The organism is Xanthomonas sp. WHRI 7064, from assembly GCF_040202355.2.
Classification (GTDB): Bacteria; Pseudomonadota; Gammaproteobacteria; order Xanthomonadales; family Xanthomonadaceae; genus Xanthomonas; species Xanthomonas arboricola.
Map to the genome: position 1 here is coordinate 4,335,525 of NZ_CP167821.1, position 19,476 is coordinate 4,355,000.

At 62.7% G+C, this 19,476-nt stretch carries 14 protein-coding genes, 2 tRNA genes and 3 rRNA genes (1 of these 19 cut by a window edge); 4 read left to right on the plus strand and 15 right to left on the minus strand.

Going from position 1 to position 19,476, the window contains the following annotated elements:
* Positions 1 to 237 precede the first annotated feature (237 nt).
* On the plus strand, positions 238 to 1,242 hold the full coding sequence (locus ABQY74_RS18430; RefSeq protein ID WP_039524893.1) for a bile acid:sodium symporter family protein: 1,005 nt from the start codon (positions 238 to 240) through the stop codon (positions 1,240 to 1,242).
* 265 nt (positions 1,243 to 1,507) lie between these two features.
* Positions 1,508 to 3,088 (plus strand): thioredoxin family protein, encoded by a 1,581-nt coding sequence (locus ABQY74_RS18435; RefSeq protein WP_184231272.1) that lies wholly within the window; start codon positions 1,508 to 1,510, stop codon positions 3,086 to 3,088.
* Positions 3,089 to 3,289: 201 nt separating this feature from the next.
* Here ABQY74_RS18435 and cyoE read toward each other — a convergent pair whose 3' ends face one another.
* The 4 genes from cyoE to ABQY74_RS18455 are packed head-to-tail and all read right to left on the minus strand — an operon-like array spanning position 3,290 to position 6,691.
* Positions 3,290 to 4,186 carry a heme o synthase gene (gene cyoE / locus ABQY74_RS18440; protein ID WP_016902810.1) on the minus strand — a complete coding sequence of 299 codons (897 nt, stop codon included), beginning with the start codon at positions 4,184 to 4,186 and terminating at the stop codon, positions 3,290 to 3,292.
* 2 nt (positions 4,187 to 4,188) lie between these two features.
* Positions 4,189 to 5,352, minus strand: coding sequence for a heme A synthase (locus ABQY74_RS18445; RefSeq protein WP_039816000.1), 1,164 nt, complete (start codon positions 5,350 to 5,352; stop codon positions 4,189 to 4,191).
* A 10-nt stretch (positions 5,353 to 5,362) separates the two neighbouring features.
* The gene (locus ABQY74_RS18450; protein WP_047129520.1) at positions 5,363 to 5,938 is read right to left on the minus strand and encodes a hypothetical protein; all 576 of its coding nucleotides are present in this window, start codon (positions 5,936 to 5,938) and stop codon (positions 5,363 to 5,365) included.
* Between the two features lie 27 nt (positions 5,939 to 5,965).
* Positions 5,966 to 6,691 (minus strand): SURF1 family protein, encoded by a 726-nt coding sequence (locus tag ABQY74_RS18455; RefSeq protein ID WP_104599858.1) that lies wholly within the window; start codon positions 6,689 to 6,691, stop codon positions 5,966 to 5,968.
* A gap of 60 nt (positions 6,692 to 6,751) precedes the next feature.
* Here ABQY74_RS18455 and ABQY74_RS18460 point away from each other — a divergent pair, with 60 nt between their 5' ends.
* Entirely contained in the window at positions 6,752 to 6,970 is a 219-nt protein-coding gene (locus tag ABQY74_RS18460) for a twin transmembrane helix small protein (RefSeq protein ID WP_006449736.1), read from the plus strand.
* Positions 6,971 to 7,067: 97 nt separating this feature from the next.
* Here the strand turns inward: ABQY74_RS18460 and ABQY74_RS18465 are convergent, their stop codons facing one another.
* Genes ABQY74_RS18465 through ABQY74_RS18490 form a run of 6 tightly spaced genes read right to left on the minus strand, consistent with a single transcriptional unit; the run spans position 7,068 to position 11,826 of the window.
* On the minus strand, positions 7,068 to 7,943 hold the full coding sequence (locus tag ABQY74_RS18465) for a cytochrome c oxidase subunit 3 (protein ID WP_065048557.1): 876 nt from the start codon (positions 7,941 to 7,943) through the stop codon (positions 7,068 to 7,070).
* Positions 7,944 to 7,982: 39 nt separating this feature from the next.
* Complete coding sequence (locus ABQY74_RS18470; RefSeq protein ID WP_349792655.1) at positions 7,983 to 8,591, minus strand: cytochrome c oxidase assembly protein; 609 nt, start codon at positions 8,589 to 8,591, stop codon at positions 7,983 to 7,985.
* Positions 8,588 to 8,758, minus strand: coding sequence for a hypothetical protein (locus tag ABQY74_RS18475; RefSeq protein ID WP_024938846.1), 171 nt, complete (start codon positions 8,756 to 8,758; stop codon positions 8,588 to 8,590). The genes ABQY74_RS18470 and ABQY74_RS18475 overlap by 4 nt, the downstream gene beginning before the upstream one ends.
* Complete coding sequence (gene ctaD, locus ABQY74_RS18480; RefSeq protein ID WP_016902803.1) at positions 8,739 to 10,343, minus strand: cytochrome c oxidase subunit I; 1,605 nt, start codon at positions 10,341 to 10,343, stop codon at positions 8,739 to 8,741. The genes ABQY74_RS18475 and ctaD overlap by 20 nt, the downstream gene beginning before the upstream one ends.
* A 39-nt stretch (positions 10,344 to 10,382) precedes the next feature.
* Positions 10,383 to 11,333, minus strand: coding sequence for a cytochrome c oxidase subunit II (coxB, locus tag ABQY74_RS18485; RefSeq protein WP_104567872.1), 951 nt, complete (start codon positions 11,331 to 11,333; stop codon positions 10,383 to 10,385).
* A gap of 16 nt (positions 11,334 to 11,349) precedes the next feature.
* Positions 11,350 to 11,826, minus strand: a complete 477-nt coding sequence (locus tag ABQY74_RS18490; RefSeq protein ID WP_104555098.1) for a DUF2244 domain-containing protein — start codon at positions 11,824 to 11,826, stop codon at positions 11,350 to 11,352.
* Between the two features lie 290 nt (positions 11,827 to 12,116).
* Here ABQY74_RS18490 and putA point away from each other — a divergent pair, with 290 nt between their 5' ends.
* Positions 12,117 to 15,317 carry a bifunctional proline dehydrogenase/L-glutamate gamma-semialdehyde dehydrogenase PutA gene (gene putA / locus ABQY74_RS18495; RefSeq protein WP_349792657.1) on the plus strand — a complete coding sequence of 1,067 codons (3,201 nt, stop codon included), beginning with the start codon at positions 12,117 to 12,119 and terminating at the stop codon, positions 15,315 to 15,317.
* Positions 15,318 to 15,822: 505 nt separating this feature from the next.
* Here putA and rrf read toward each other — a convergent pair.
* The 5 genes from rrf to ABQY74_RS18520 all read right to left on the minus strand — a co-directional run.
* Positions 15,823 to 15,937 (minus strand): 5S ribosomal RNA (rrf, locus tag ABQY74_RS18500).
* Between the two features lie 112 nt (positions 15,938 to 16,049).
* A 23S ribosomal RNA gene (locus ABQY74_RS18505) occupies positions 16,050 to 18,930 on the minus strand.
* A gap of 227 nt (positions 18,931 to 19,157) precedes the next feature.
* A tRNA-Ile gene (locus ABQY74_RS18510) sits at positions 19,158 to 19,234 on the minus strand.
* Between the two features lie 19 nt (positions 19,235 to 19,253).
* A tRNA-Ala gene (locus ABQY74_RS18515) sits at positions 19,254 to 19,329 on the minus strand.
* A 92-nt stretch (positions 19,330 to 19,421) separates the two neighbouring features.
* Positions 19,422 to 19,476, minus strand: a 16S ribosomal RNA gene (locus ABQY74_RS18520) (it continues 1,492 nt past the right edge of the window).
* The 16S, 23S and 5S rRNA genes sit together here with 2 tRNA genes alongside, the layout of an rRNA operon.

Sequence of the window (19,476 nt, forward strand, 5' to 3'; positions counted from 1 at the left end):
ACAAAGGATGTGCGTGCCAGAAGCGCCGCGCAGCGGAATCTCGACGCATCGCACGAATCGCTCATCACCCCACGCGGCGCCGTCTGCAGCGCTGCAGGCAGGCGCAAGCGCACGCTGCTGCCGGAGCCGGTGCGAGCACGCATGCGTCCCCGGCCTGCGCTGCGCGGCCGACTCGCACGGTGCACGCTGGCCTCTACAATGGCACTCTGCAGACAGCCCTCCCCCTGAATACGCACGATGATCAAACACTGGCTGGCGCGGTTGCGCATTGATCCATTCACCCTCGCGCTGCTGTGCACGGTCACGCTCGCCTCGTTCCTGCCGGTCTCCGGCACCGCCGCGGCGGTCATGGACGATGTCACCGACGTGGCGATCGCCGCGCTGTTCTTCCTGCACGGCGCGCGCCTGTCGCGCGAGGCGGTCAAGGCCGGCGCGCTGCATTGGCGCCTGCATCTGGTGATCCTGGCCTGCACCTTCGTACTGTTCCCGCTGCTGGGGCTGTTGTTCAAACCGCTCGCGCATCTTGCGCTGACACCGGAGCTGTATATCGGCGTGCTGTTTCTGTGCGCGCTGCCGTCCACGGTGCAATCGTCGATCGCCTTCACCTCGATGGCGCGCGGCAACGTGCCGGCAGCCGTGTGTGCCGCCTCGCTTTCCAGCCTGCTGGGGGTGTTTTTCACGCCGTTGCTGATGGGCGCCCTGGTCGGCAGCCAGGGCGCGATGGCGCACCCGGCCGAAGCGATCGGCAAGATCCTGCTGCAGTTGCTGGTGCCGTTCCTGGCTGGCCATTTCATGCGCCCGTGGATCGGCGGCTGGGTCGAACGGCATCGCGCCGTGCTGCGTTACACCGACCAGGGCACCATCCTGCTGGTGGTCTACACCGCCTTCAGCGCATCGGTGAACGAAGGCCTGTGGCAGAAGACGCCGTTGCCGGCCTTGCTCGCGGTGCTCGGTGCCGCCGCGTTGTTGCTGACGGTGGCGATGCTCTCGATCACCTTCATCGCGCGGCGCCTGCGCTTCAACCGCGCCGACGAGATCGCGATCGTGTTCTGCGGTTCGAAGAAGAGCCTGGCTACCGGCGTGCCGATGGCCAAGGTGATGTTCGCCGGCGGTGGCCTGGGCGCGATCGTGTTGCCGATCATGCTGTATCACCAGTTGCAGCTGATCGTCTGTGCATTCGTGGCCGCGCGTTATGCGCGCAACGCGCCGGGCGAGCCGCAGATCACTCCCGGTGGTCATTGAAGGTAACGGCCACTGCACGGCGGTAGTCTGATCGATGGCACCCAGCACAGCCCGCGCTGCATGCCCTGCAAAGGCTTGCTTGCCGCCGACGCGTTGCCTGCGCGCCATCGCCGGCCTGCTACGTCCGGCGCGACACCGGTTCGCGTTGCGTGCCGGTGCCGGTTGTAAGCAGATATACAACGGTTATGACGCACTCCGACGCTGGCACAGTGCCGCTCGCTAGAGTGTTCGATCCACCTTGCTGCCGCCCCCATCGGTGATTGCCATGACGCTATCGTTCCGACGCCCTGCCCCGTCCCTGATCGCGCTGCTGGCGGTGCTGGCCACGCTCACTGCCTGCAACAAGCCCGCCACGCCGCCAGCCCCCGCACAGACCAAGGCGGCCGCCACGCCGGCGCCTGCGTCCAGCATCGCCTGGCGCGAGGGCGATGTCGAAGATGCCTTCGCCGAAGCCAGGGAAAGCGGCAAGCCGATCCTGCTGTACTGGGGTGCGGCCTGGTGCCCGCCCTGCAATCGACTGAAGGCCACCTTGTTCAAGGACCCGGCCTTCATCGCCCGCACGCAGCAATTCGTGGCGGTGCATCTGGACGGCGATTCGGAGGGCGCGCAGGCCTGGGGCGAGCGCTTCGGCATCAAGGGCTACCCCACCATCATCGTGCTGCGCCCGGATCGCAGCGAGATCACCCGCCTGGCCGGCGATGCCGACAACGCACGTCTGGCCGATGTGCTGCGGGTCGCGGCCAAGAGCACCAGTACCGCCAGGCAACTGCTCGACACCGCATTGCAGACCCCGCAGCAGCTCAGCGCGGACGACTGGGCCGTGCTCGGCAACTATGCCTGGGGCACCGACGATCGGCTGGTCAAGCCGGAGCAGGCCGTGGATGTGCTCACGCGCCTGTCCAGGTCGGCGCCACAGCCGGCCCTGCAACGCAGCTTCGCCCTGGCAGCGATTACCGCAGCCAAGGAACCGCCTACACCCAGCGCGGCGTCACGCACGTTGCTGGAAGCAGTGCTGGCCGATCCGGCAGAGGTGCGCGCCAATCTCGGCACGCTGAGCTACATGCCTGCACGGCTGGTCGCCGCTGCCAGTAGCGATGCCGGTGAGCGCACTGCCTTGTCCAATGCGCTGAATCTGGCATTGGACAAGGTCTACGCCGACACCGCACTGCCGATCGCCGACCGGCTCGGCACCGCGTACGCGCGCATCCAGCTGGCACGCCTGGCACAAGGCCAGCCCACCGAAACCGAGGCCAAGGACCCGCAACCGCCGTTGCCCAAGGCCGTGGTCGACACCGTGCAACAACGCGTGCAATGGGCGACCGACACCGCCAGGACCGATGAGGAGCGCCAATCCACCATCAGTACCGCCGCAGCATTGCTCGGCGAGGTGGGCGACCGCAGTGGCGCCGAACAGTTGCTGCTGGCCGAATTGACGCGCAGCAAGACGCCTTACTACTACATGCCCGAACTGGCCGATCTGGCCGAACAACGCGGCGATAAGAAGACCGCGCTGTCCTGGCTCAGGAAGGCGTACGAAAGCGCGCAAGGCCCCGCCACTCGCGTGCAATGGGGCGTGATGTATGTGGATGGCCTGATCCGGCTCAGCCCGGACGACACCGCCGGCATCGAGGCCGCTGCCACCCAGGTGATCGGCGAGCTGGCCGGGCAGCCCGATGGCTACCGCCAACGCACCCGGCAGCGCTTCGCCACGCTGGGTGCCACGTTGAAGACCTGGAGCAAGCAGCATCGCCAGCAAGGCAATGCGGTGCTGACGCGCCTGCAGCAGAAGATGCAGAGCAGCTGCGACAGCAAGAACACCAGCGACTGCGCCAGCTGGTTGAGCTGAGCTGGCATGAGTGCGCAGCCCGCTACACAGCGAATTTGAATGAGCTGAGTAGCGATTGCGCGCCGGATGCTCAACGGCGCGCACAACGGGTGTGTAAGAGCGAGATGGGCCGGTTCCAGCCACCGGCCGCATCCGCCTGACGGCTGCCTCGATCGCAGCTCTATCGATCGCCTTGATGGCAGCAGCGGGCGTTCGCTGCCGCTAGCGCACCCACGGCAACAGCAGGTGGTCCACCATCAGAAACGCGAACAGCGCCATCAGGTAGACGATGGAGTAACCGAACATCTTCATCGAGAACAGCTCGTCCGGCGGGTCGAGCATGCGCCAGGCGTACCAGAGGAACACCACGTTGAGCACCACCGCGCCGCCCAGGTAGAACAGCCCACTCATGCCCACCGCCACCGGCAGCAGGGTCACGATCGCCAGCAGCACCGTGTACACCAGGATCTGCTTGCGCGTATGCGGCACGCCATGGGTGACCGGCAGCATCGGGATCGCCGCCTTGGCGTAATCGGCACGGCGGAAGATCGCCAGTGCCCAGAAATGCGGCGGCGTCCAGATGAAGATGATCAGCACCAGCAGCGAGGCGTTGATCCAGTCGGCGCTGGTCGGCAAGCCGGTCACTGCGGCCCAGCCCAGCATCGGCGGCGTGGCGCCGGCCAGACCGCCAATCACGATGTTCTGCGAGGTCGCACGCTTCAGGTACACGGTGTAGATCACCGCGTAACCGATCAGCGACGCAAACGTCAGCACCGCGGTGATCACATTCACCCAGACCACCAGGATGGTCATGGAGATCACGATCAACACGCCGGCAAACAGCAGCACCTGCCACGGCCGTACCTTGCCCACCACCAGCGGGCGCCACGAGGTCCGCGCCATCTGCGCGTCGATCTTGGCGTCCAGCAACTGGTTGATCGCTGCCGCCGCCGACGCCGCCAGCCAGATGCCCAGAAAGCCCAACGCACCGGTGCGCACCTGCACCCACGTCGGCACATCGGGGATGGCCAGGAACATGCCCACCAGGGCGGTGAACACGATCAGTGCCACCACCTTGGGTTTGGTCAGATCCCAGTAATCGCGTGCGCTGACAGCCATGCTCACTCCGGCGCGCGCAGCCGCGCCAGCAACGAGACCAGCACGAACAACAATGCGACCGCGCCGCCGTTATGCAGCACCGACACTTCCAGCGGCAACGCCAGCTTGACGTTGAGCATGCCCAGCGTCACCTGCACCGCCACAAGCACCGCCAGCGCACCGGCCCACACCCGCATGCCCGGCGAACGCGACAGCCGCCAGGCCAGCCACCATAGATACAGCGCCGTCGCAATTGCCCACAACCGGTGCGCCATCTGGATGGCGATACGCGCTGCGCCATCGAGCACACCGCCTTCGTAATCCACCCCGATTCCGCGCCACAGCGTGAAGCCTTCGCGGAAGTCGTGCGGCGGCCACCACTGACTGACGCAGCGCGGGAAATTGTCGGCCGACCAGCTGCCGCCACCGCAGGCCAGCGCCGCGTAATTGGCACTGACCCAGCCGCCGAGGGCGATCTGCAGGCCAAGCACCGCCACACCCGCACGCAGCAGCCACTTGAGCCGCGAGGCATCGGCCAGCGTGATCGGCAGATGGGTCGCGCGCCAGGCCATCCACACCAGCAGCGAGAACATCAGCATGCCGCCGAGCAGATGGCCCATCACCACGATGGGTTTGAGCAGCAGCGTCACCGTCCACATGCCCAGCAGCGCCTGGAAGATCACCACTGCCAGCGTCAGCACCGCCGCACGCGCCAGGTCGATGTTGCTCCAGCGCAGCGCCGCCAGCAGCAGGATGGCCTCGCCTGCAATCGCCACGCCGAACGCCAGCGTGTGCCAGCCGGACATGTACAACGGAATCGACAAGGCCACCAGCACCGCGGCAGAAACCACCTGGGCGATGCCCATGCGGCGGCGGCGCACCGCCAGCAACGACAGCACCAGCACCTCCACCCCGAGCGCGCCGGCCAGGAAGCGGTGCACCTGCTCGCGCCAGGCCTTGTGCGATTCCAGCGGCCGGATCTTGCTGGCCACATGCGTATTGGCTTCGTCGCTGGTCTGCGGCCAGGTGACGCGGCCGTAGCAGGTCGGCCAGTCCGGGCAGCTCATGCCGGCATCGGACAGGCGCACGAACGACCCGAACAGGATCGTGCTCGCAGTGAACAACGCAGCCAGCCAGGCCATGCGATGGAAGTGGCGGAACAATGCCGGTGGCGCAAACAGATTCATCGAAACGGGCTCACATCAGTTTCAGCAGCTTGACCAGATCGGCACGCAGGCCGGCCGGGTCGAACCCCGGGGCGTACCGTAGGATCACGAAGCCATTCGGGTCGATTACATACACCGGCACGCCGGCGGCATCGTTGGCACGCGGCAGGCCCTGCCGCAGCCGCGCGTCGTCGCGCAGCACACGCAGGGCCGGCATCGGCGGCAGACCGGCCGGCGGGGCGCCGATCCACAACACCTCCACCTTGTCGGCGCGATGGCCGAGCAGCTGCCATACCTTGTCCAGTTCGGCCGCCAACATCACGCACTGCTGCGTGCAGCTGGCAGGCGGTGCGAGCGCAATCCGCCACACACGTTCGGCAGGCGTCCATGCATACGGCTGCCCGTCCGCGCGCACCGGCACCAACCCGCGCAGGTCGGCGGGCGGCTTGAGCAGTTCGCCGTGATTGCGCATCGATGCCGGCTGCCATCCGGAGAAGCGCAGCACGCCGGCCAGCAACATCGAGCCGAAGAACAGCACCGCCAGGGCAATCAGCATCCTGCGGCCGCGTTTGACCGAATGCGGCGTGGCCGATGTGGAGGAGGTCATGCCGGCGATTTTCTCATGCCGCAGGCGTCAGTGCCCGCGTCGACGGCGGCGGCGCGCACGCCAGCTCAGCAGCGTCGCGGTGACCAGCACGGCCGCGGCCAGACCGAACCATTGCACTGCATAACCCAAGTGCCGCGCGGGTGGCAGCGTGTTCGGCAGCATCTCCAGGTCGCGTGCATACCCGACCGGTAGGGCTGGATCCAGGCGCAGGACCTGCGACGAAATGTCGCGCCTGCCCAACGCGCTGCGCAGGGCGCTGGTATCCAGACGCGTGGCCAGCCAGGTCTGCGGCGCATTACCGGCGGCCAACGCCGGCCCCATTGCGAGTCCGGCCGAGGGCGGCGCACTCAGCAAGCCCTGCAGTGTCCGGGTGCCTTGCAGCGGCGCGATTGTCGGCAGCTGCCGGTCGGCCGGCAACGGCAACCAGCCCAGATCGACCAGCAACGCGACCGGGCTGCCTTGCGGCGCGGCAAGTTGATAGATCCGCACACCCGCGCGCCCGGCATGTAGCTGGTTGTCCAGCAGCACCTGCTGCGGCAGGAACCGCACCTCTCCGCTCACCCAGGCCAGCGCATGCGGCGTGGCCAGGGCCTGCACCAGGGTCAACGGCGTCTGCCGCACATGCGCCGCGCGTTCCAGCAACGCCTGTTTGTCGTGCATGCGCTGCAGCTGCCACTGACCAAGCGCCACAAACCCCGTACTGACCAGCACGGCCAGACACCATCCCAACACCGCCGTGTGCTTGCGCATCATGACAAGCGACGCAAAAAGGCGTGCAATGCCGTTACCACGCCGACGACCACCGGGGCTGTTGTGAACGATTCGCTCAAGACGTTGCTGATTGTCGCCTTCCTGATCGTGATCCTGTGGAACCTGGGTGCGGGCCTGTACTACCTGCTCACCGACCGTGGCGAAACCAAGCGCACCGTCAACGCACTGACCTGGCGCATCGGTCTATCGGTCGCACTGATCGCCGTCGTGATCCTCGGCATCTACACCGGCTGGATCAAGCCGCATGGACTCGGCCGCTGACGCGGCCGATGGGATTGGGGATTCGGCATTGGGGATTGGTAACAGCAAACGCGGATCGCTCTGGCGAATCCCCAATCCCGACTCCCCATCCCCGCCCTCAAAGTACATACACGAACAGGAACAACGCCAGCCACACCACGTCGACGAAGTGCCAGTACCAGGCGGCTGCTTCGAAGGCGAAGTGGTTGTCGCGGGTGAAGTGCCCGCGCGCCACCCGCAGCCACATCACCGCCAGCATGATCGTGCCCAGCAGGACGTGCATGCCGTGGAAGCCGGTGAGCATGAAGAAGGTCGAGCCGTAGATGCCCGATCCCAGCGTCAGATTGAGCTCGGTGTAGGCGTGGATATATTCCTCGGCCTGCAGGAACAGGAACACGCAGCCCAGCAGCACGGTCAGGCCCAGCCACAGCAATAACGCCCCACGACGACCGCCCTTGAGCGCGTGGTGCGCAATGGTCAAGGTCACGCCGGAGCTGAGCAGGATCAGCGTATTGATCAGCGGCAGGCCCCAGGCCGGAATGGTCTGGAACTGTCCACCGATCGTGGCGGGACCATTGGTCGGCCATGCAGCGGAATAGCCGTTCCACAGCAGTTCGTTGGTCATCACGCCATCGCCTTCGCCGCCCAGCCAGGGTAGCGTCAGCACCCGCGTGTAGAACAACGCGCCGAAGAAGGCGCAGAAGAACATCACCTCGGAAAAGATGAACCACACCATCCCCATGCGGAAGGAGCCGTCCACCTGGCGGTTGTAGTGCCCGGCGTTGGATTCGCGGATGACATCGCCAAACCACATGAACAAGGTCGCCAGCAACATCGCCATGCCGACGAAGAACGTCCAGCGCCCCCATGCCGCATCGTTGAGCCAGCTGGCCACGCCGATCATCATCACGAACATCGCAATCGACCCGACAAAGGGCCATTTGCTCTGGCTCGGGACGAAATACGCATCGGCGTTAGGACTATGGTCGGCCATGGCGTTGCTTCCGTGTCGGTGCTGCGTGTGGATGAAGGATCAAGGCGCCGCGCGCGGCGCGCTGGATGCGCCACCGCCCTGCAACTCCGAGGTCAGGGTGTCGTTGCGATAGAACGTGTAGGACAGGGTGATCGTGGTGACTTCCGGCGGCAGTGCCGGGTCGACGATGAAACGCAGCGGCATGTCGCGCGTTTCGCCGGCCTGCAAGGTCTGCGCGGTAAAACAGAAGCATTCGGTCTTGTTGAAGTATCCGGATGCACGCGCCGGTGCGACCGATGGCACCGCACTGCCGACCACTGCCCGCGCACTGTCGTTGCGTGCGAAGTACAGCGCCTCATTGAGTTCGCCCGGCACCACATCCATCGTCATCTGCTCGGGATGAAAGGTCCACGGCAGTTTGGAATTGACCCCGGCATCGAACTCCACCCGCACCGTGCGTTTGCCGGCCCCTGCACTCGCGGCGGCATTGCCACGCGTACTGCCCGGTGCGCGTTCCATGCGGATGCCGAAGACTTTTTCGCACGCGATGCGATACAGCGGCACCAGCGAAAAGGTCAGCACGAACACGCCCAACACCACACCCAGCAGCTTGAACAGGCCGGCCGTCGGTGCAGGTGCAGGTGCAGGTGCGGGCGCCCGCGCGTTCACCGCCCGATGACTCCCGACGCAATGAACCCCGCATAGATCAGCAGCGCGATGATGCCGACGGTGATCGCCGTGCGGCGCACCGCACGACGCTGTTGCGCCTGCCGTTCGGCAGCGGAGAGCAGACGTGCCACAGCCGGCGGCGCGGACTCAGTGACCGATGTCTTCATGCGCAAGATCTCCAGGCTTGATCACCGGCGGCACGGTGAAGGTATGCGCCGGTGCCGGCGACGGCACCGTCCACTCGAGTCCCTTGGCGCCTTCCCAGGCACGTGCGTCGGCCTTGGCGCCGCTGCGCAGCGAGGCGAGCAGGATGCCGGCCATCAGGAACGGCGTGGCGAACATGCCGAACGCGCCGATCGAGCTGATCAGGTTCCAGTCGGCAAACACCACGTTGTAATCGGGAATTCGCCGCGGCATGCCGGCCAGGCCAAGGAAATGCTGCGGGAAGAACAGCAGATTGACGAACACCATCGTCCACCAGAAATGGAACTTGGCCCAGGTCTCGTTGTACATCCGCCCGGTCCACTTCGGCCACCAGTAGTACACCGCCGCAATCAGCGCGAAGACCGCACCGGTAACCAGCACATAATGGAAATGCGCGACTACAAAATAGGTGTCGTGATACTGGAAATCCGCCGGCACGATCGCCAGCATCAAACCCGAAAATCCACCGATGCTGAAAAGAATCACGAACGCCACCGCCCACAGCATCGGCGACTCGAACGTCAGCGAGCCCTTCCACATCGTGCTGACCCAGTTGAACACCTTCACCCCGGTCGGGATGGAGATCAGCATCGTGGCAAACATGAAGTAGATTTCGCCACCGAGCGGCATGCCCACGGTGAACATGTGGTGGGCCCACACGATGAAGCTCAGGAACGCGATCGCCGCGATCGCATAGACCATCGCCTGATAGCCGAACAGCGGCTTGCGGCTGAAGGTCGGGATGATCTCGCTGACAACGCCGAACGCCGGCAGGATCATGATGTAGACCTCCGGATGCCCGAAGAACCAGAAGATGTGTTGGTACATCACCGGGTCGCCGCCGCCGGCCGCATTGAAGAAGCTGGTGCCGAAGAACTTGTCGGTCAGCAGCATGGTCACCGCACCGGCCAGCACCGGCATCACCGCGATCAGCAGGAAGGCGGTGATCAGCCAGGCCCAGCAGAAGATCGGCATCTTCAGCAGGTCGATGCCCGGGGCGCGCATGTTGAGCACGGTGGCGATGATGTTGATTGCACCCATGATCGAACTGACGCCGGCCACATGGATCGCGAACACGCTGAAGGCCACGTTGTAGCCGCCCTGCAGCGACAGCGGCGGGTACAGCGTCCAGCCGCCGGCCGGCGCACCGCCGGGCAGGAACAGCGTCAACAGCAGCAAGGTAAATGCCACCGGCAACAACCAGAACGACCAATTGTTCATGCGCGGCAACGCCATGTCCGGCGCGCCTATCTGCAGCGGAATCATCCAGTTGGCCAGGCCGACGAAGGCCGGCATCACCCCGCCGAAGATCATCACCAGGGCATGCACGGTGGTCATCTGGTTGAAGAATTCCGGCTTGACGAACTGCAGCCCGGGCTGCATCAGTTCAGCGCGGATCACCACGCTCATCGCCGCGCCGATGATGAACATCACGAAGGAAAACAGCAGATACAGCGTGCCGATGTCCTTGTGATTGGTCGAGAAAAACCAGCGCTCGACGAAACCGGGCTGGTGGTGTCCGTGGTGATCGACTGCGGTATGCGCCATGACGGAACGACCTCTACGAAGCGGTGCGGTTGCGGGCGATTAAAGAGCGGCGGTCGGTGCGGCGGCCGGAGCAGGCGCCGCGGCTGGAGCGGCCTCGCCGGCAGGCGGTGCTGCAGGTGTGGACGCCGGCGCCGGGGTGCCGGCCGGTGCAGCAGGCGCTGCACTGGCACTGCGACGGGCCGCCAGCCAGCGCTGGAATTCGGCCTTGGGTAGCGCTTCCACCACGATCGGCATGAAGCCATGATCCTTGCCGCACAACTCGGCGCACTGCCCGCGATACACGCCCGGCTGCTCGATATTGGTCCATGCCTCGTTGACGATGCCGGGGATCGCGTCCTGCTTCCAGCCGAGGGCCGGCACCCACCACGCATGGATCACGTCGTCGGCGGTGATCACGAAACGGATCTTGGTGTTGACCGGCAGCACCAGGCGGTTGTCCACATCCAATAGATAATGCGGTTGCGATGCGGCGGTCGGACGCTCGCCACTCTGGCGGATGCGGTCGGATTCGCGCGCCAGCCGGCTGGTGAACTCCACGCCCTGGCCCAGATACTCGTATTTCCACATCCACTGGTAGCCGGTGACCTTGACGGTCATTTCCGACTCGCGGGTGTCGTACATCGCAATCAGCTTGGCCGTCGCCGGCCAGGCCATCGCAATCAGCACCAGCACCGGGATCACCGTCCACAGCACTTCGGCCGTGGTGTTGTGGCTGAATTGTGCGGCCACCGCGCCCTTGGACTTGCGGAACTTGAAGATCGCATAGCCCATCGCACCGAACACCAGCGCGCCGATCACCACGCAGACCCAAAGCGCCACCATGTGCGCCTCGTAGGCCATGCGCGCGGTCTGGGTGACCCCGCGGCCCATGTTGAGCTGCCATTCCTTCGGGTCGGCCGATTGCGCCCAGGCGACTGAAGCGCTCGACAGCGCCAGCATCGCCAAAGCCAATTTCGGATACGTCGCCTTCCAGCTGCTGCGTTGCGTCATTGCCTAGACCCTTACGTCATCGGTGACGGCCATTGGCGGCCGCGAGCAAGCGTTTCAGCGTAGTTGCCAGTTCCACACGTTCGGCCGGCCCGAGAAAACTTCCGATCTCGATCTGCTTGCCGCTGCTGACCAGCACCACCCTGTCGTCGCGATCCATGCATAACCGCACCCAATGCGGATGTGCCTGAAACGCTGGTGGCGCATGTCCGGATGGAAACACCTCGACAACGGTCTCCCCTACCCGGATCGCTTCTTCGCGCTCGCCACTTCGCCACAACTGCCGTAGCGCCAGCGCCACCACACCACTGTGCAACAGGGCGAACACCGGCGCGAATGCATTGCCGGTCCACCACCCCAGGCCCGCAAATACCCACATCGTTCCCGCCAACACTGCGAACAGCTGCACGAATTGCCTGGCCGACAATGCCCGCGGAGGCCGCAACCGCAACTGCGTCCCGACCCCTTCGGACATCAACGGCAGTACTTCGATCATTGGCAACACGCAGCGCACTGCGGGAATGGCCCGATGGTAGACCCGCACGAATGCATGCGGCAAGCGTTTCCGGCAATCATGCGATTGCTGCAGTGCAGCTAAAAACACGCGTAAATCAATCACTTCCCGGTGCATGTGCCGATGTCCGTGGCTGCGGCCGGCAGGGAGCGAGTCCGTTTTGGGCCTGCACCGGCCACGTGCACAAAACGGCGGAAAAGTTGCCGCTTCCACACAAGTGCGCAGGGGCTGCGGCTCTCTAGAATGAGCACGGATTCCCAGGCACCCTTCGCATGAACGCTCAGCTCGACCCGCTTGCCTCTCCCTCAGTTGCGCGCCCGCTGCTGGCGCCCGAGCTGCCTGCCGCACCCGGCGCATTGCGTGCGGCGATCACCGCCGCCTGGCTCAAGGACGAAACCGAGCACGTCCGCGAATTGCTCGAGCAGGCGCGTCTGCCCGCCGCCGAGCAGGCCAAGGTGCAGGCGGTGGCCGCCGACCTGGTCACCCGCGTCCGCGCACGTGCGCAGGACCAGGGCGCGATCGAAGCCTTCATGCGCCAGTACGACCTGGGCAGCGAAGAAGGCGTCTTGCTGATGTGCGTGGCCGAAGCGCTGTTGCGCATTCCCGACCAGGACACCGCAGACAAGCTGATCCGCGACAAGCTCGGCGATGCGGACTGGAAAAAACACGTCGGCGGCAGCGACTCGGTGCTGGTCAACGCATCGACCTGGGGCCTGATGCTCACCGGCAAGCTGGTGCAGCTCAACGACCTCACCCGCGCCGACGTGCCGGGTGCGTTCAAGCGCCTGATCGGCCGCGTCGGCGAGCCAGTGATTCGCCTGGCGGTGCGCCAGGCGATGAAGATCATGGGCCACCAGTTCGTCATGGGCCGCACCATCGGTGAGGCCTTGTCGCGCTCGCGCAAGGGCGACAACGCCGATTACCGCTATTCGTTCGACATGCTCGGCGAAGGCGCATTGACCATGAAGGATGCGCAGCGCTATCTGCAGGCGTACCGCGATGCCATCCATGCCATCGGCCGCAGCGGCAGTTTCGTCGGTACCGATGTCTTTGCAGCGCCCAGCATCTCGATCAAATTGTCCGCGTTGTATCCGCGCTACGAGCATGCCAAGCGCGCACGCGTGATGGCCGAGCTGGTGCCGGGCGTGCTCGAGCTGGCGCAACTGGCCAAGTCCTACGGCATCGGCTACACCGTCGATGCCGAAGAAGCCGACCGTCTGGAACTGTCGCTGGACATCATCGAGGCCACCTTCTCCGACCCGTCGCTGGATGGATGGGAGGGCTATGGCCTGGCGGTGCAGGCGTATCAGAAGCGCACGCCGTATACGATCGATTTTCTCGCCGATCTGGCACGCCGCGTCGGCCGTCGCATTCCGGTGCGTCTGGTCAAGGGCGCGTACTGGGACGCGGAGATCAAGCGCGCCCAGATCGAAGGTCACCCCGGCTACCCGGTCTTTACCCGCAAGCAGAATACCGACGTGTCGTATCTGGCCTGCGCGCGCCGCATGTTCGCGCACAGCGATGCGCTGTATCCGATGTTCGCCACGCACAACGCGCAGACCATCGCGGCGGTACGCGCAATCGCGACCAACAAGAATTACGAACACCAGAAACTGCATGGCATGGGCGATGACCTGTATGCCGAAGTGATTCCGGCCGATCGCCTGGGGCTGCCCTGTCGCGTGTACGCACCGGTCGGCTCGCACGAGGATCTGCTGCCGTACCTGGTGCGTCGCCTGCTTGAGAACGGCGCCAATTCCAGCTTCGTCAATCGCATCACCGACGAGGACGTCGCCATCGAAGACCTGATCCGCGATCCGGTCGAAGCGGTGTCCTCGTTCGGCTCCATTCCGCATCCCAAGATTCCGCTGCCTACCGATCTGTTGCGCAGCCAGAACCAACACAGGAAAAACTCCATGGGCGCCAATCTCGCCAACGACAACGATCTGCGGCAGCTGGCCGAGCAACTCAATGCCGCCATCAAGCCGTGGAAGGCCACCCCACTGGTGCCCGGCGCGGTGATCAGCACGCAGAGCGAGCCGGTGCGCAACCCGGCGGACCGACGCGAAACGGTCGGGCACTGGCAGCCGGCCGATCCGGCCACCGTGCAGACCTCTCTGGCAACCGCCGCTGCCGCGCAGCCGGCCTGGAACCGCACGCCGGCGGCCAGCCGCGCCACCATCCTGGAGCATGCCGCCGACCTGCTCGAAGCACGCATGCCCGAGTTCATGGCGATCTGCGTCAAGGAGGCCGGCAAGACCCTGCCCGACGCCGTGGCCGAAGTGCGTGAGGCGGTAGACTTCCTGCGTTACTACGCAGCCCAGGCGCGCGCCCAGTTCGGCGCACCCGAGCGTCTGCCCGGGCCGACAGGCGAATCCAACGAGCTGCAGCTGCATGGCCGCGGTGTCTTCGTCTGCATCAGCCCCTGGAACTTCCCGCTCGCCATCTTCCTCGGCCAGGTCGCCGCCGCATTGGCTGCCGGCAACAGCGTCATCGCCAAGCCTGCAGAGCAGACCAACCTGATCGGCTACGCCGCAGTGAAGCTGCTGCACGAAGCGGGTATCCCCGAAGCGGTCGTGCAGTTCCTGCCGGGCGACGGCGCCACCGTCGGCGCCACGCTGACCAATGATCCGCGCGTGGCGGGCGTCGCCTTCACCGGCTCCACGGAGACCGCACGCGTCATCAACCGGACCCTGGCCTCCCGCGACGCCGCGATCGGTGTGCTGATTGCCGAAACCGGTGGCCAGAACGCCTTCATCGCCGACTCGTCCTCGTTGCCGGAAGCGGTCGTCAAGGATGCAATCTCCAGCGCCTTCATGTCCGCCGGCCAACGCTGCTCGGCGGCCCGCGTGCTGTTCGTGCAGGACGACATCGCCGACAAGGTGATGACCATGCTGGCCGGCGCGATGGGAGAGCTGAAGATCGGCGATCCTGCGCTGCTGTCCACCGATGTTGGTCCCGTCATCGACGCAGATGCGCTCAAGATCCTCGATGATCATGCGGCGCGCATGGATCGCGAAGCCCGCCTGATCGGCACCACCACCCTGGATCCCGCCGCTGCCAACGGCAGCTTTTTCGCCCCACGCGCGTACGAGCTGACCTCACTCGCGCAGCTGCAGCGCGAAATTTTCGGACCGGTCCTGCATGTCATCCGCTGGAAAGCCGACCAACTCGACGCCGTCATCGATCAGATCAACGCCACCGGTTACGGACTGACCCTGGGCGTGCACTCGCGCATCGACGAGACCATCGATCGCATCACCACGCGTGTTGCGGTCGGTAATGTCTACGTCAACCGCAATCAGATCGGTGCGGTCGTCGGCGTACAACCCTTCGGCGGCCAGGGTCTGTCAGGCACCGGCCCGAAAGCCGGCGGCCCGCATTATCTGCTCCGTTTCGCCACCGAGAAGGTCGTCACCATCAACACAACAGCCGCAGGCGGCAATGCCTCGCTGCTGACACTGGGCGACTGAGAGGCAGTCCAAATCATTTCAGGCCATCTCTTGGCTTGCTGAGGAAAACAAGAACCCCGCATTGCGGGGTTTTTTGTTGTGCCCTGATGTCCGCATAAGGTGCTTTGCCCGTACATCTACATTGCGCAGAAGCAAGCGGGAGGTCATTGCCGCACAACAGCATCACTGCCAGCACCCACCACTCGGCATCACCGTGAAAGTCAGGGGACAGAGGTGAGAAAGAAGCTCAACCTTGGACCGTGTCAGTGACATGCATAGGCAGACGCGTCAGGTGCTACGTTACATGTCGATGAGCCCCAGATCACAGCGTGGCAGGGTGCCGAGGGTGCGCCTGGAGCGTCCGATTGCCCGATTGCCCTGGCGCTACTCGGCTTCAGCTCTGCCTCTGGCTTTGGCTTTGGCCTTGGCTTCGGCTTGCCTCTGGCCTTTGCTTTGGCTTTTCTCGGTCGAATTTCGCACAAAAAGAAACCCTCAGTCCTATTGGACTGAGGGTTTCGGGTAAAGCCCCTGGCGATGACCTACTCTCGCATGGCTTGAGCCACACTACCATCGGCGCAGCTGCGTTTCACTTCCGAGTTCGGGATGGGATCGGGTGGTTCCACAGCGCTAATTTCACCAGGGAGACGGTTGGAGCAGCGCTTGATAGCGCTCGTCTCGCATAGGTAATTTGTGACGTAGCTTGCGTTTGGTGATCTACCAACGTTCGTTGGGACCAAGGCAACTTGAGGTTATATGGTCAAGCCGCACGGATCATTAGTATCAGTTAGCTCAATACATTGCTGTACTTACACACCTGACCTATCAACCACATAGTCTATATGGTTCCTTTAGGGGGCTTGTGCCCCGGGAAGTCTCATCTTGAGGCGCGCTTCCCGCTTAGATGCTTTCAGCGGTTATCGCTTCCGAACATAGCTACCCGGCAATGCCACTGGCGTGACAACCGGAACACCAGAGGTTCGTCCACTCCGGTCCTCTCGTACTAGGAGCAGCCCCTCTCAAACTTCCAACGCCCATGGCAGATAGGGACCGAACTGTCTCACGACGTTCTGAACCCAGCTCGCGTACCACTTTAAATGGCGAACAGCCATACCCTTGGGACCGACTACAGCCCCAGGATGTGATGAGCCGACATCGAGGTGCCAAACACCGCCGTCGATATGAACTCTTGGGCGGTATCAGCCTGTTATCCCCGGAGTACCTTTTATCCGTTGAGCGATGGCCCTTCCATACAGAACCACCGGATCACTAAGACCTACTTTCGTACCTGCTTGATCCGTCGATCTTGCAGTCAAGCACGCTTATGCCTTTGCACACAGTGCGCGATGTCCGACCGCGCTGAGCGTACCTTCGTGCTCCTCCGTTACTCTTTAGGAGGAGACCGCCCCAGTCAAACTACCCACCATACACGGTCCCTGATCCGGATAACGGATCTAGGTTAGAACGTCAAGCACGACAGGGTGGTATTTCAAGGATGGCTCCACTGCAGCTAGCGCCACAGTTTCATAGCCTCCCACCTATCCTACACAGACGAACTCAACGTTCAGTGTAAAGCTATAGTAAAGGTTCACGGGGTCTTTCCGTCTTGCCACGGGAACGCTGCATCTTCACAGCGATTTCAATTTCACTGAGTCTCGGGTGGAGACAGCGCCGCTGTCGTTACGCCATTCGTGCAGGTCGGAACTTACCCGACAAGGAATTTCGCTACCTTAGGACCGTTATAGTTACGGCCGCCGTTTACTGGGGCTTCGATCAAGAGCTTCGCCTTGCGGCTGACCCCATCAATTAACCTTCCAGCACCGGGCAGGCGTCACACCCTATACGTCCACTTTCGTGTTTGCAGAGTGCTGTGTTTTTGATAAACAGTCGCAGCGGCCTGGTTTCTGCGACCCTCTTCAGCTATAGCTCGCATGAGCCACCAAAAAGGGTGCACCTTCTCCCGAAGTTACGGTGCCATGTTGCCTAGTTCCTTCACCCGAGTTCTCTCAAGCGCCTGAGAATTCTCATCCTACCCACCTGTGTCGGTTTACGGTACGGTCTTCGTGAGCTGAAGCTTAGGAGCTTTTCCTGGAAGCGTGGTATCAGTGACTTCGCCATAAAGGCTCGTCTCGGTGCTCGGTCTTAAAGGATCCCGGATTTGCCAAAGATCCAAACCTACCGCCTTTCCCCGGGACAACCAACGCCCGGTACACCTAACCTTCTCCGTCCCTCCATCGCACTCACGCGAGGTGCAGGAATATTAACCTGCTTCCCATCGACTACGGCTTTCGCCCTCGCCTTAGGGACCGACTAACCCTGCGTCGATTAACGTTGCGCAAGGAAACCTTGGGCTTTCGGCGTGCGGGCTTTTCACCCGCATTATCGTTACTCATGTCAGCATTCGCACTTCCGATACCTCCAGCAGACTTCTCAATCCACCTTCGCAGGCTTACGGAACGCTCCTCTACCGCGCATAAAACAAGTTTTATGCACCCCAAGCTTCGGTTCACTGCTTAGCCCCGTTAAATCTTCCGCGCAGACCGACTCGACCAGTGAGCTATTACGCTTTCTTTAAAGGGTGGCTGCTTCTAAGCCAACCTCCTGGCTGTCTATGCCTTTCCACATCGTTTTCCACTTAGCAGTGAATTTGGGACCTTAGCTGTGGGTCTGGGTTGTTTCCCTTTTCACGACGGACGTTAGCACCCGCCGTGTGTCTCCCGGATAGTACGTACTGGTATTCGGAGTTTGCAATGGTTTGGTAAGTCGCGATGACCCCCTAGCCATAACAGTGCTCTACCCCCAGTAGTATTCGTCCGAGGCGCTACCTAAATAGCTTTCGAGGAGAACCAGCTATCTCCGGGTTCGATTAGCTTTTCACTCCTAATCACAGCTCATCCCCGTCTTTTGCAACAGACGTGGGTTCGGGCCTCCAGTACCTGTTACGGCACCTTCACCCTGGCCATGACTAGATCACCCGGTTTCGGGTCTACTGCCCGCGACTATGCGCCCTTATCAGACTCGGTTTCCCTTCGCCTCCCCTATACGGTTAAGCTTGCCACGAACAGTAAGTCGCTGACCCATTATACAAAAGGTACGCAGTCACTCTTGCGAGCTCCTACTGCTTGTACGCACACGGTTTCAGGATCTATTTCACTCCCCTCTCCGGGGTTCTTTTCGCCTTTCCCTCACGGTACTGGTTCACTATCGGTCGGTCAGGAGTATTTAGCCTTGGAGGATGGTCCCCCCATATTCAGACAGGGTTTCACGTGCCCCGCCCTACTCGTCTTCACTGGAGTGGCCCTTTTAAATACAGGGCTATCACCTTCTATGGCCAATCTTTCCAGATTGTTTTTCTAAAGCCATTCCAGCTTAAGGGCTGCTCCCCGTTCGCTCGTCACTACTTAGGGAATCTCGGTTGATTTCTTTTCCTCCGGTTACTTAGATATTTCAGTTCACCGGGTTCGCTTCCAGCAGCTATGAATTCACTGCAGGATACTGCCGAAGCAGTGGGTTTCCCCATTCGGATATTGCCGGATCAAAGCTTGTTGCCAGCTCCCCGACACTTTTCGCAGGCTACCACGTCCTTCATCGCCTCTGACCGCCTAGGCATCCACCGTGTGCGCTTATTCGCTTGACCATATAACCCCAAGTTGCCTCGGAGTTACATGCCGTGTTGTGTGGGGTACAAAGCCACCAACGCGAACATACGACTCAATTATTTAGGGACTCGAAGTCCCCGCCTTAGCCTCAACGACACGTTTAGATAGATATCTCAAACGCTCGCTACGTCACAAGTTATAAAAGAACATGTATCAGCCTCAACGCTGATCCATATAAATTCTTAAGTGTGCACTACATTCAGAGTGGTGGGTCTGGGTAGACTCGAACTACCGACCTCACCCTTATCAGGGGTGCGCTCTAACCACCTGAGCTACAGACCCGAAGTCTTTTCACTCAATATGGTGGAGCCTGTCGGGATCGAACCGACGACCCCCTGCTTGCAAAGCAGGTGCTCTCCCAGCTGAGCTAAGGCCCCAAAAGGGACTTCGCATACCGACCTGTGCCGGTATGAATCTCTGAATGCAGGTAATTTGTGAGGACGCCCGCAAGACGATGACGTCATGCTCAAAAGGAGGTGATCCAGCCGCACCTTCCGATACGGCTACCTTGTTACGACTTCACC